The organism is Brumimicrobium salinarum (genome assembly GCF_002844555.1).
Classification (GTDB): domain Bacteria; phylum Bacteroidota; class Bacteroidia; order Flavobacteriales_D; family Crocinitomicaceae; genus Brumimicrobium; species Brumimicrobium salinarum.
Genome location: NZ_PJNI01000002.1, coordinates 1 through 13,491 on the forward strand (window position 1 = coordinate 1; position 13,491 = coordinate 13,491).

Sequence of the window (13,491 nt, forward strand, 5' to 3'; positions counted from 1 at the left end):
GAGTAAGACGACGCCACTTTTTTAAAACCTCATACATTTATTTGTGTGAGGTTTTTTTAGTTTGTTGAGGTTTGTATCTATTTTTGTTGATGGTACTGTCCATCTGCTGTTGGAAGATATGATGCTTCAAGCTTAAATGTTAATTGTTGGAATAGATGTATGCTTTTTAGTAACCTGTTTATGTCTTGTAAATTTAACTTAACAATTCATTTATTGATAAATATTACTACTATAAGGTTTTATACACGTAAAATTTGAATGTAGTTTGTTGACAGAACAGGATTTGTTGGTCTATTGAATCCATTCTTTTTTATAGAAGTTTAATCTTTATCTAGCTTTTGATACAGATCTAACTCATTTATACAAAAATTGGTAGCCTACATTAAAACGGTTCATCAATATCCTTGTTTTAGGTACATGGTTTGTAACATGTTTATATATTTTAGAATCTAGATATTATTCAGATATACTTTCAACACTATGATAAGCAACAGAAAATACTTGTATTTGTACACCCTATTCACCCAAGAGATTGATTTACTCTATGCTATGTGTAAATTCTACTTGATAACTTGTGTGTCTACGGATATTCATAACCCTGTTGTTATCAAGAATAATATATTGGCCTTTGATTCCTTTTAATTGTCCAGAAATTGTAGGTGATTTGTCAAGATTTATACTATTAATTTTTTGCGGATATTCCATTACTGGATAACTCAAATCTATAGGTTCGTCATCATCGGTAATGTATTGTGCTATATCATCTGGTAATAATTCTTCCAATTCCCATTTTGCTTCTTCCAGATCAATAGATTCATCTATATCGTTGCGTAGCATTTTTCTCCAATTTGTTTTATCTGTAAACTGAGATTTTAATGCAACCTCAATTACACCAGCTAAGTATCTATTTGGTGTTTCTGCTAATTTAATTGCTTTTACAGCTCCTTGATCTATCCAGCGGGTTGGTATCTGTGTATTTCTTGTAACGCCAACTTTTATTACATCACTTGCAGCCAAATAGACAATATGTGGTTGATTATGATGCTTTTCCTCCCATTCAATATCTCTTCCCTTGCCTAGATGTGCTTCACATAACTCGGGTCGTATAATACATTCTGCTGATTCAGGAGCATTTTTGAAACATGGATAACAAAAGCCTTGATTAAATGAGGTTTTAGTTTTTCTACCACATTTCTTACATATTATTGTATTTTGAAATTCAAATTTTATTTCTTGACCAATTAATTTATTTAAAGGAATAGACTGTTGATCTTTTGTTGCAGAATCATAGAAAATAAGCTCATATTGTATTACACCCGCTACTATTTTAACTGGCATTTTACGTAATTCACCCTTAAAGTTTGCTTTCATACCTTAGTCTCATTAAAATAACATTCCAACCATTGTCGCTGTTAGCATACATGCCAATGTTCCAGCAATTAAAGATAATACACCATATTTTGCTAAAATAGGTTTTTTACTTGGAGCAAGCGCACCAATTCCACCTACTTGAATTCCAATAGAAGCAAAATTGGCAAACCCACAGAGTACATAGGTTCCTATAATCAAAGATTTTCCAGTTATTTCATCTTGTAACTCTCCTAAATGAGGATATGCGACAAACTCATTAATAATTGTTTTTTCTCCAAGTAGCTGACCAATGATCATTGTATCTTGCCATGGTACTCCCATTAACCAGGCAACTGGAGCAAGTAGATTTCCAACTATAAATTGAAACGATAATTCAGTATATAAACTTGAATGATTAGCTATAATTTCATTTAAACCGGAATAGTATCCCAATTTGCCTAACATGAAATTTGCTAATGCAATTAACGAAATAAAAACTATTAGCATGGCAGCTACATTTACAGCTAACTTAAGCCCATCAGTAGTTCCATTTGCTATTGCTTCTAATGGATTAACACCTAACTTATCTTTCGGGATGGAGAGATCCTTGTTAATCTCCTCCGTTTCTGGAAGTAATATTTTTGAAAACACAATAGCTGCAGGAGCAGACATTAATGAGGCGGTGAGTAAATGTTTCGCAAAAAAGACTTTTTGTTGAGGATCATCACCACCTAAAAACCCAATGTATGCTGCCAAAACACCACCAGCAATTGTAGCCATTCCTCCAGCCATTAGACATAGAATTTCACTTTGCGTCATTTTACCTAAATACGGCTTCACTAATAAAGGAGCTTCTGTTTGACCTAAAAATACATTTCCAGCTGCGGATACACTTTCTGCACCTGATAGGCCCATTAATCTTTTCATGACCCATGCCATTCCATAAACTACTTTTTGTAATATACCCCAATAGTATAGTAAACTCGATAATGCAGAAAAGAATATAACCGAAGGCAATACCCAAGTCACAAAGTTCTTAACTAAAGGTGACATCTCTCCTGTTATGACGCTATTAAAGACGAACATTGCTCCTTCGTGAGCCATATCAACCACTTTCACAAACGCTTGTGAAATAAAATCAAAACCATACTCTATGAATGGAACTTTTAAAATTAATAAAGCCAATACAACCTGTAATAAAATACCTTTAAATACTAGTGGCCAATTGATGCGTTTTTTGTTTTTACTTAGCAGAAAGGCTATGAAAATTAGAGATACAATACCTAATAATCCTCGAAAGATACTACCAAAAGAAAGTGTTGTTTGAAGATTCTTATTTTCTTTTAAATATGTAATTCTGTTTTCATTTTGATCTAAGGCAAATTTACCATTTTCCATTGTGAGAATAGGAAACAGCTCCGTTGTAGATGCTGAGTCACCTTCACTCTTTAAAATGAGTGTATTGTCTTCTATCAAATAATTACCTTCTTTTTGCCGTGTTAAGATGGTGTCATTTGTTTTAAAGGTTCCATCTTGATTTAGTTGCAGTGTAAACTTCCTTCTAAACCATTCTTGGTTTTCATTATTTTTATCAACTTCTTGTGCATTTATTTGTATAAATACAGTGAGAAGTCCTATCAGTAGAAGAATAAATTTAGGAAGTACGTTTGTTAATTTCATCTCTTATTTTTGATGCTAACTCATAATTTTCATTTTCGACTGCTCCGTCTAATTTTTGTTCCAACTCTTTTACGGTAAGTTTAGACAAACTATCACCTTTCTTCTCCTCAGAAATAGGTTTTGTGTCTTCACTTGGAATGGGAGCGCCTAAATTACCCTCTTCGTCTTCTGGATTAATTTGAATACCTGCAGATTTTAAAATCGATTCATAAGTAAAAACATCACATTTAAACCTAACAGCAAGCGCTATTGCATCAGATGTTCGAGCGTCTATTTCGATTTCCTTTCCGTCTTGTTCACAAATTAATTGAGAGAAGAATATTCCTTCTTTGAGGTTATAAATAATCACTTCTTTCAATTTTATTTTGTAAGCATCAGCAAAACTTTTAAAAAGATCGTGCGTAAGTGGGCGAGAAGGTACCATATTTTCAAGCTCTATGGCAATTGCTTGTGCTTCAAATCCACCAATAATGATTGGTAATCTACGTTTACCGTTTAATTCTGAAAGCACTAAAGCATACGCGCCAGATTGGGTTTGACTGTATGATAAACCTATAATTTCAAGTTTTACTTTTTCCATAAGTGGCGAAAGTTCATTTTTTGAATAATTTAATAACAAATTAGGGAAGCATTCGCCTCCCTAATATGAATATTCGTAAAAATAATATTAATTATTGAATGTTTAGTTCGAAGCTTTGAATTTTTTTACCGCTTCTGTTAATTTCGGTAAAACTTCAAAAGCATCTCCAACGACTCCATAGTCGGCAGCTTTAAAGAATGGTGCTTCCTCATCTGTGTTTATTACTACAATAACTTTTGATCTGTTAACACCAGCTAAATGCTGAATAGCTCCAGAAATACCTGCTGCTATGTATAGGTTTGGACTAATTGCTACACCCGTTTGGCCTACATGCTCGTGGTGAGGACGCCAGTCTGAATCAGCAACTGGACGTGAACAAGCTGTTCCTGCGCCTAACGCCTCAGCAAGATCTGTAATTAAATTCCAGTTTTCAGGACCCTTCAATCCACGTCCTCCAGAAACAACGAGTTCAGCTTCTGGAAGTGGAATATCTCCTTCAGGCTTCTTAATGTCTTTCACTTTAACTTTAGTTTCACCTGCATTTCCTGAAAACTCTTCAACATTTGCTTCGCTTCCAGATGCTTCAGGTTGAATGGAGTTTGGCAATAAAGCGATAATTTGTTTTTCTGTATTTACTTTTACAAATCCATGCGCCTTTCCTGAGAAAACATTTACTGCTACAGTTCCGTCCTCCTTTGGAACATCTGTTGCTCCTGCAACAAGGCCTGCATTTAATTTAACAGATAGACGTGGTGCAACTGCTTTACCAATTAAATCATTTGAAAATACAATTGTTTTCGCTCCTGTCGACTCAGCAGCTGTTGCAACCATTCGTGTAATTTGTTGCTCATCAATACCTTCAAAGGATCGGTCAACAAGAACTTTGTTTGCACCATATTTACCTAGTTCGGCAAGCATGGTATCGTCTGCTTTACCGTTTGTAACGACTGTTACATCACCAATTTTACTTGCATAGGTTACAGCTTCAAAAGCATTCTTTGCAATTTTATCACTGTTACTATTTATATATACTAATACTGACATGTTTTTTTAATTTTTTGGAAGTGTTTATATTACTTTTGCTTCATTGTGCAACAATTCAACCAATTCATCCATATTATTTGGATCAATTAATTTAACTGCAGATTTTGGTGCTGGTAGCGCGTATTTAACAAATGTTGTTTGTAAAGCAGCTCCAGATGCATCTACCACTTTTAATGGTTTTTTACGTGCAGCCATAATTCCTCGCATATTTGGTATACGTTGTTCAGCCATACCTTTAGCACAACTTACAACTAAAGGTAGATCAGCTTCGACAGTTTGAACTCCACCAATTATTTCTTTATCTAAAGTAGCTGTATTACCGTCAACTTCCATGCTTTCTGCTAATGAAATGAATGGCATATCCAAATGCTCAGCAATCATTCCGCCAACTTGAGATCCGTTGTAATCAATGGTTTCTTTACCTAAAAGTACGAGATCGTATCCTTCTGATTTTGCGTAATTAGAAATTTCTGCTGCTACTTGACCTGCGTCTTCTGCTTTCACATCTATTCTTACAGCATCATCAGCACCAATAGCTAACGCCTTACGAATTGTTGCATCATCCTCTGCGGTTCCTACAGTTACTGTAGTCACACTTCCTCCATGTGCTTCCTTTAATTCAATTCCTTTTACTAAAGCATACCATTCATCGTAAGGATTAACGATATATTTAACGCCACTTTCATCAAATTTAGTATCACCATCAGTGAATGAGATTTTTGTGGTTGTATCAGGTGCTTTACTTATACAAACAAGTATTTTCATATCTATATTTTTTATTTTTTAGTCTTTTACAAAAATATAAAAAGATTCCTCTTAACCATGATTTTTTACAAGGTATGCATAGTAATTTTGATTTATTGTCTTTTTTCTGTTGAAAAAACTCTAAAAAGATGAATTATTTAATCAAATGCTTATCCTTTATTCTGATTCTTTTTATTATTTGATGATATATAGTTCTAATGGGTTACCAAGATAGAGTGGTAATCACTAATTCTAACGGTGTTTTTTTTAAATTTTCAAGCGAGAATTGTTTCAACTAATCTTATAAAGTTAATTTAATAAAAAAGAAAAAGGGATTCCTCAGTTTACAGTTAAGTCTTTGGGGTAAAATACCTGTCATTCCAATGGAGTCCCGAGCACTCGGGACGACGAGGAATCTTTTTTTTAATGATAACGACCTATCTTGGTAACTCAATAGCTTTGTTTTTTTGCTAATGTGGTTTTATCAAAAATTAAGTAGAATTAATTTCTCTTTCTTAAAGAGACCAACTTAAACCCATCGAAAAAGTAGTGTAATCTGGACCTTTATTGGATTCGAATAATCCATTTAATCCGTAATTTGCGTAAACACTAAAGTTTCTACGTCCAATTCTTACACTTCCATCTACTTGGAAAGGATTCAAATGATAATGACCTTTTTCAATGTCTGTCATATTCAAATCATTTTCTGAAAAAGAAATAAAAAAATGTACGTAGTTCTATAAATTAATTTCATCAAAAAGAAGGGACTGAGAATTCAAAACTAACTTTTTCATCTGAAACAATGATTGTTACCAATTCAGAAGGTAATTCAGCGTCGATTTCAGGTATGAATAACTATCAATTCTCAATTATTCCAACGTGTCTACGTATATTTTAACTGTTTTTTTCCCCATTCACGGGCTTTTTCAACGTTTACGCCCATGTAAATATCGATTTTATTTTTCCAACGGCGGTTCATTTTGTCTTTTACAAGGTAGTAACCGTCTAGGCCTTCAATTTTAATGCGGGTATTGTGGTCAAGTCCCATTCCAATTAAATCTCTAGACACAGCAATTGTTTTCATGCCTGGTTTTAAGGTGTCTCCCCAAGCTGCAAGTGCTGGATTTCCACTAGTTTGATGATGAAGAGAATTGTAGGCTGATGCTGTAACTGACATTTCTTTCCACTTGCTGTATTCTGGAATCACACGGACGGGTTTTGCCTCGTTAACACATGCAGTGAGCAGTAGAATGGAGAAAAATAAAAGTAACAATCTGTAATGAATCATAAAAACCGTTTTATACCGAAATTAATATTCAGTTGGAATCTAATAGTTTAATAAATTCTGACGGAAAAACAATGGCTGTATTAAATTACATATTAGGAATTATGAATTTCGAATTGAAGAATTAAAAGTACACAATTCATAATCATTAATCGATAATCCAATTAACCAATTAAAAATTAATAAATAACCATTACAACTTGTATTCCGAAAGCGGTTTTGGAAAATCCTCTGGATTAGCAGCCAAGTGATATCTTGGATCATCAATGTCTTCAATAATTACTTCCTTGAATTTCGGACTCGCTTTATACATCAGCTGTTTACAATCTTGACTGAGGTGTTTTAAATGAATCGTTTTTCCTGCTTTTTCATATTTCTCAACGATGTTGAATAAAGCTTCCAAAGCAGAATGATCGCTGATACGGGACTCTACAAAATCGATTTCTACTTTTTCTGGATCATTTTTGACATCAAACTTATCGTTGAAAGCTTGAATGGAACCAAAAAATAAAGGTCCCCAAATTTCATATACTTTCGTTCCGTCTGCTTTAAATCTCTTTCTTGCACGAATTCGTTTAGCATTTTCCCAAGCGAACGATAAAGCGGAAATAATAACACCTACAAATACCGCAATCGCTAAGTCGAATATTACTGTTACAGCTGATACAATGATTAAAACCACTGCGTCAGACTTTGGTATTTTCTTTAAAATTCTAAAGCTTGACCAAGCAAAAGTTTGAATTACCATCACAAACATTACCCCAACCAAAGCTGCGATTGGCACTTGTTCGATGAGTTTGTCGGTAAACAAAATAAAGGTAAGTAAAGTTAAGGCCATCATTATTCCAGACAATCTACCACGACCGCCATTGTTGATGTTAATAACAGTTTGTCCAATCATTCCACAACCTCCAGTTCCTCCGAAAAGTCCAGACATGATGTTTCCTGTTCCTTGAGCAATACATTCTTGGTCTCCGTTTCCTCGTGTTTCTGTGACTTCATCCACCAAATTCATGGTCATTAAGGATTCAATTAATCCCACAGATGCCGCTAAAAATGCATAAGGAAGTATGAATTTCAAGGTATCGAGGTTAAGCGGTAAATTTTGCCATAATTCTAAATTTGGTGTTGGAATTTCACCTTTTAAGCCTGTTCCACCACCTTCTCTAATGTAAGAACCCACCGTTGAAACATCTAAATCGAAACCAACAACAATTAAAGTTGTGACTAAAATTGCAGTTAAAGCTGCGGGAACTTTTTTCGTTAATTTAGGCAGAAACCAAATGATAGCCATTGTAACAAGAACTAAAGCAATCATAATATAAAGCTCTGTTCCCTGCATAAAGGTACTGATGTACTCTGTAGCGCCGCTATCTGTTACAACGGGTGATTTGTGCGAGAACATTTTGACTTGAGCCCAAAAGATAACAATGGCCAAACCATTCACAAATCCTAACATTACGGGATGGGGAATTAATCTCACAAAACGCCCAAGTTTAAAAACACCCGCAAGTACTTGAATAATTCCCATTAAAATAACACAGGCCATTAAATAAAAGAATCCCATGTTTTCAATGGGCTGATCCATGAGCATACCTTTGGTGTGACCTTCCGCAATCATAGAAACAAAAATAACTGCAACGGCTCCAGCAGCACCAGAAATTAATCCAGGTCTTCCACCTAGAATAGCGGCAACTAATCCCACAACAAAAGCTCCAGTTAGTGCCATTAGCGGATCAATTTGAGCAACAAAAGCAAAGGCTACAACCTCTGGAATCATTGCCAAAGATACCGTTATACCACTAAAGATATCATTCTTTGGATTATGAGAAAACTTTCTAAAAAATTGCGTCATTGTCTTAATTTTGAGGGCGCAAAAATAGTGTTATTATCGTCAACCGCAAAGTATTGAGTTGTTTTATAGGTTAAGAATAACTTTTCCCTAATTTATAGTTTCTTTCAAATCAAACTTTCCATTATTACTCTTCACTCTTCTGATTATTTTTTTCAAACTCTTAGGAGCTATTTTGCTTGTTTATCTGGCAAGAAAGTAACCACATTAAATGTGTTTTTGATAAATCAATACCCATAAATTTAAGGAGTACAAATTGTTGGTTTTATGCCCTGAAGTTCCCTAATTTGTTAGATTTTCTGTTTTTTATAGAAGTATGAGTAATTATGAAATAATTTAGGTGCTAGAAAAAGTAGGGTATAAAAAAAGCCTTCAATAGGGAAGGCTTTTTTCAAGATTTTGTAATTTCTATTTGATGTCTTTTTTGGCCAAGTACCATGTTGTTTTCTCTAGCGACTCATCTTCTAATCGTTCATTTAAATCATCTAATGTGCTTGGAGCTGGAACGATAACTTTATCGCCACGTTTCCAATCTAAAGGCATTGCTACCTTATGTTTGTCTGACATCTGCAAAGCATCCAAAGAACGTAATATTTCATCCATATTACGACCAACATTTAAAGGATAGTACATAATTAAACGTATTTTCTTTTCGGGATCAATAAAGAACACCGCTCTAACTGCTGCTGTTTCACTTTCATTGGGTTGCAACATTCCGTAAAGTTTAGCAACATTCATGTCAATGTCTGCAATAATAGGATAGTCAAAATAAACTCCAGTTGTTTCTCGTACGTTTTGCACCCATGCTAAGTGGGAATGTAAACTGTCAATACTTAATCCTAAAAGCTCAGTATTTAAAGCGTCAAACTCTGCTTTTCTTTGTGCAAATCCACTCATTTCTGTTGTACATACAGGTGTGAAGTCGGCAGGGTGTGAAAACATAACTGTCCACTTGTCCTTTGCAAATTCAGACATTTTTATTTTACCTTTTGTTGTTACTGCTTCAAAATCAGGAGCTGTATCACCAATTCTTGGCATGGGATAAACTTTTTCTAAATAAACTTCTTCTTTTTCCATTTTTCCGTATTTTTGTTATTCTTTTTTCAAATATACTGACTTAATAAGGCTTTAACTGTAACTTATGATACAGTGCTGCTGTAATAAATATGAGATGTAGATAGGTGTTGCTTTCCTTCAAAGTTAAACGCTTTATTCACACTGTCTATTTCTCACTGTCCTTCCTAAACGACCAGTAAAATATTTGTGGCAAAACGGTAAGAGAAAGTACCATACAAATCAATAATCCACCTACAATCATAATAGCCAGTGGTTTTTGTATTTCCGATCCCATACTTGTGGAAAGCGCAGCAGGGAAAAGTCCCATAGAACCCATCAATGCAATCATAACAATTGGGCGGATTCTACTGTAAACACCTTCGTTGATGGCTTCTTTAAGTTTCATTTTACGCATATTTTCTTTCATAACTGCGATTAAAATGATACTGTTAATGGTATTAACACCAAATAGAATGATAAACCCGATTCCCGCTGAAATTCCGAAAATGGTTCCTGTTATCCACAAAGAAACGAAACCGCCGATGAACGCAAATGGAATTGTACTGGCTGCAACTAAGGTGTCTTTTACACTTCCAAAGTTGAAGTAGAGTAGGAAAAGAATAAGGACTAAAACCGCAGGAACAATGACCGCTAATTGTTTTGTTGCACGTTCCTTACTCTCAAATTCTCCTGCCCAAACCATTTTGTTTTGCTTCGGCAAAGAGATGTTTTCATCAACAATGCTTTTGGCTTCGGCAATTGTAGAACCTAAATCTCGACCTTCAATGCTAAATCCAACCGCAATGTATCGACTCCCACCTTCGCGATAAATAAAGGCTGGACCAGTAATGTATTCGATGGTTGCGATTTCTCGTAAGGGGATTTTCTTTCCTGAGGATGAAGGAATTAAAATATCACCGATCTTTTCAGCATTGTCTCTCGATTCTTTTTGGAAACGCAAACGAACATCAAACATGCGATCTTCTTCGTAGAACTTTGTGGCAGCTGTTCCCCCAATGGCCATTTCAATTACCGCTTGTGCGTGTTGTATGTCTGCCCCATAACGGGCAATTTTATGATCGTGTAATTGTATTTTTCTACTGAATTAAAATCGTGCTGTGCAACAGTTAGCTTTGAAGCGAGAATCTTTTGTTGTGCTTTCCATTCTGTAAGTTCTGTACTTTTTACTTTGGCTAAAACCTGCCCTTTTTTTACATAATCGCCAAGGGAGAAATTCGTGTTTACAATAATTCCATCTACTAAATTGCTGAAGTGAATGACTTTATCAGGATTCGTTTCGACACTACCCGAAAGTGCAAATTCATTGACCATTAACTGTCTTTTTGTATGTTCAGTTTTGATGTTTGCTTTGAAGCTTTCTTCTAAACAATATGTTTTCTTTTGCGGAATTTCAGACGCTACTTCTTTCTTTTCAGAACAGGAAGTAAAAACTAGCGTAACGACTGCAAAGCTTAGGGTGAATCGTAAAATTTTATTTAATATGGTCATATTTCTTTAATTAATGTGTCTAACACGTTTAAATATTTCTAGTACTTTATTTTAAGAATTATCCGTTTTTTACTCATTTCAAACGAACGAGCAGGTTATTTTATAACATCTTTTCCTACTGCATAATTCAGTTCTTCTGCTTTATTCATTAATTCTATTTCGGATTGAAGAATGATATTTTTGTTTTCTAAGTAAGCTTCCAAAAAATCCAAATATTGAATAATCCCCATGTTTTTATTCTTGAAATTTTCAGTGTAAGCAGTTAAGACTTGATCGAGTTCTTCAGTGTAATTTTCCTCTATAGCTTCAGAAAATTGTAGGGCTTTTCGAAGTTGAAACACCGCCAGGGTAATTTCTTTTTCAATAGCAGAAGTGGTAAACTCTTCTTCTAATTCGGCTTGTTTTATAGCCAATTCTGCTTTGCGAATATTTCCTTTGTTTCTATTGAAAATAGGCAGGTCCAAAGCGACTCCAAAGCCCACAAAATCTGTATAAATGGCATCACCACGATTGTATTCACCAATCAATGAAAGATTGGGAATACGTTCTGCTTTTTCAACCTTTAATAAGTGTTGCGCATATTCTTGCTGAAGTTTAGAGATCTGATATTCTGGCCGATTTGTTCTTGCGGTATCTATAAGGGCAGCTATGTTTAACATTTCCAGATTTGAAAAATCAGCTGCTAAGTTCTCTTGCTTAAGTTGAAAAATCGTGTTGCTAGGCAAATGCATTAGCTGTTTGAGCTGAAAGGATGTTGTTTCTATTTCGTTTTCAAGTTCTCTAAGGTCATTGAGGATTTCCAAATTCATTGCTTTCAAGCGGAAAAATTCACCTTTGTTGAGAAAACCTGCGTCTACTTGGTTTCTGTATGCATCGGTTAACTGTTGAATTGACTCCAATTGTTTTGAATAAACAGAGTGGTAGTTTTGCAGATAATTCATTTCATTTAAAAGCATACGAAATTCAATTTTTAAATTCCGCAATACATTTTCAAAGTAACGTTTTGATTGTTCGATATTGACTTTCTCTAAAGCCATTAATTTCTTTCTTTTCCCTGCAGTAATGATCAATTGTTCTATAGAAATTCCAAATTGTTGATTGCGACCAAAATCTCCACTTAATGGTGGAACCAATTCCTGCCCTTGAATTTTAGATTTTGGTTTCCACAAATTCACTTGGTCTATGGTTAAGGTAGGGTTGGGCCAAACTTTAGCTTGAATAAGTTCTGCTTCAGCTTTAGAAATAGCTAAATGTTCCACAAGTAAGCTTAAGTTGTTTTGGAGAAAAAGGGTTTCTGCTTCTTTTTTGTTGAGGGATAAGGTATCTTGCGCATAAATTCCACGAGAGAATATGCCAAGAAATATCAGCAAGCTTATTTGAGTAATTATCCTATGAACCATCAGTTATTTTTTGATGGTGTAAACATCTTTAGAACAACCTTAAAAAGACCTTAAAATGGATAAAAATTAGCTTAAAATAGGAAGGAGGCAACGGAAAATTGAATTTTTATAGTTGGTGTTTTAATGGATTTTTTCCACAAATCTACTGCTTATCCAGCCTAAGAAATTGGATTCTAATTTATTATTGTCACCAGTCATATACAAGCTCCAATTTGGTTTTTTATTGTTTTTCATGATGACAAACCACCAAATACGTCCAGTTTCGTCTGTTTCTTCTGCAATAGCTATACCTTCTGACCCTTTTGGATACTCAGCAAACTGATTTCCTTTTTGTTGATAACCAATAGTCATGCTGTCGTTGATGGCTGGAGTTATTCTTAAGAAATACTTTTCGTTTATCGTTTTAAATGCGACAGGCTTTTCAAATGTTTTTTTGGGAAGCTTTAGTCCAATATGAAATGAATGTTTTGCTTGCAGCTCATACTTAAAGCTCGTTCTTAGCGATAATGGAGTATATTTTTCAATATGATTGACAGTACCAGCACAACACGCGTAGTTGTTTATGGTGAAGGATAGTGGAGTGAAACCATCAAACTTAGAAAGCTCAATGAACTCGCCAAATAATCCAATCACTTGTGCGTAAGTTCCATTGGTATTTCCTTTCATAAAGATGATGCGATTGCTTTCAGTTCCTACAAAACCATTATAAATTAAATCGAAAATGCCATCGCAGTTAAAGTCTGTAACATGAAGCCTATTTAAAAGTGACGTATCGCCGTCTTTATATGAATTATAAACCCAATGAAATTCATCTTTGTCTTTCAAAAGTTCTAATATTTTAGTCTTTTCAGTTTTTGAAGTTGGAATAATCCATTCATTCAAATCTACCTCTTTATCAAATCTCCTGGGCAGTTGACCAAAAACAGAAAGAGTTAGGAGTAGAGCGATTAATAGTATTGGAATTTTCATTGCTGTATTGTTTTAGAAGTCT

12 protein-coding genes and 1 pseudogene are annotated in these 13,491 nt (G+C 34.5%); all 13 read right to left on the bottom strand.

Features of this window, described 5'->3' with window-relative positions; translation table 11 throughout:
- Positions 1 to 537: 537 nt before the first annotated feature.
- Positions 538 to 1,371, bottom strand: coding sequence for a DUF2797 domain-containing protein (locus CW751_RS03035; RefSeq protein WP_101333531.1), 834 nt, complete (start codon positions 1,369 to 1,371; stop codon positions 538 to 540).
- A gap of 12 nt (positions 1,372 to 1,383) precedes the next feature.
- Positions 1,384 to 3,030: a nucleoside transporter C-terminal domain-containing protein gene (locus CW751_RS03040; protein ID WP_101333532.1), complete on the bottom strand. Its 1,647-nt coding sequence runs from the start codon at positions 3,028 to 3,030 to the stop codon at positions 1,384 to 1,386.
- Complete coding sequence (locus CW751_RS03045; RefSeq protein ID WP_101333533.1) at positions 3,005 to 3,610, bottom strand: bifunctional nuclease family protein; 606 nt, start codon at positions 3,608 to 3,610, stop codon at positions 3,005 to 3,007. The genes CW751_RS03040 and CW751_RS03045 overlap by 26 nt, the downstream gene beginning before the upstream one ends.
- Before the next feature lie 102 nt (positions 3,611 to 3,712).
- Complete coding sequence (locus tag CW751_RS03050) at positions 3,713 to 4,654, bottom strand: electron transfer flavoprotein subunit alpha/FixB family protein (protein WP_101333534.1); 942 nt, start codon at positions 4,652 to 4,654, stop codon at positions 3,713 to 3,715.
- Between the two features lie 24 nt (positions 4,655 to 4,678).
- The gene (locus tag CW751_RS03055; protein WP_101333535.1) at positions 4,679 to 5,419 is read right to left on the bottom strand and encodes an electron transfer flavoprotein subunit beta/FixA family protein; all 741 of its coding nucleotides are present in this window, start codon (positions 5,417 to 5,419) and stop codon (positions 4,679 to 4,681) included.
- A gap of 494 nt (positions 5,420 to 5,913) precedes the next feature.
- Positions 5,914 to 6,090: a hypothetical protein gene (locus tag CW751_RS15350; protein WP_165779202.1), complete on the bottom strand. Its 177-nt coding sequence runs from the start codon at positions 6,088 to 6,090 to the stop codon at positions 5,914 to 5,916.
- A 191-nt stretch (positions 6,091 to 6,281) separates the two neighbouring features.
- On the bottom strand, positions 6,282 to 6,686 hold the full coding sequence (locus tag CW751_RS03060; protein ID WP_101333536.1) for a 3D domain-containing protein: 405 nt from the start codon (positions 6,684 to 6,686) through the stop codon (positions 6,282 to 6,284).
- 190 nt (positions 6,687 to 6,876) lie between these two features.
- Positions 6,877 to 8,538 carry a SulP family inorganic anion transporter gene (locus tag CW751_RS03065; RefSeq protein ID WP_101333537.1) on the bottom strand — a complete coding sequence of 554 codons (1,662 nt, stop codon included), beginning with the start codon at positions 8,536 to 8,538 and terminating at the stop codon, positions 6,877 to 6,879.
- A gap of 405 nt (positions 8,539 to 8,943) precedes the next feature.
- Complete coding sequence (locus tag CW751_RS03070; protein ID WP_101333538.1) at positions 8,944 to 9,612, bottom strand: peroxiredoxin; 669 nt, start codon at positions 9,610 to 9,612, stop codon at positions 8,944 to 8,946.
- A 145-nt stretch (positions 9,613 to 9,757) separates the two neighbouring features.
- Positions 9,758 to 10,687 (bottom strand): annotated as a pseudogene (locus tag CW751_RS03075) (efflux RND transporter permease subunit); the annotation flags it as partial.
- Complete coding sequence (locus CW751_RS03080; protein ID WP_101333539.1) at positions 10,621 to 11,100, bottom strand: efflux RND transporter periplasmic adaptor subunit; 480 nt, start codon at positions 11,098 to 11,100, stop codon at positions 10,621 to 10,623. The gene CW751_RS03080 and the pseudogene CW751_RS03075, both read right to left, overlap by 67 nt.
- Before the next feature lie 95 nt (positions 11,101 to 11,195).
- A complete protein-coding gene (locus CW751_RS03085; RefSeq protein ID WP_101333540.1) occupies positions 11,196 to 12,500 on the bottom strand; it encodes a TolC family protein in 1,305 nt (434 codons plus the stop codon).
- A 120-nt stretch (positions 12,501 to 12,620) separates the two neighbouring features.
- Positions 12,621 to 13,469 (bottom strand): hypothetical protein, encoded by an 849-nt coding sequence (locus CW751_RS03090; RefSeq protein ID WP_101333541.1) that lies wholly within the window; start codon positions 13,467 to 13,469, stop codon positions 12,621 to 12,623.
- Positions 13,470 to 13,491: the final 22 nt, after the last annotated feature.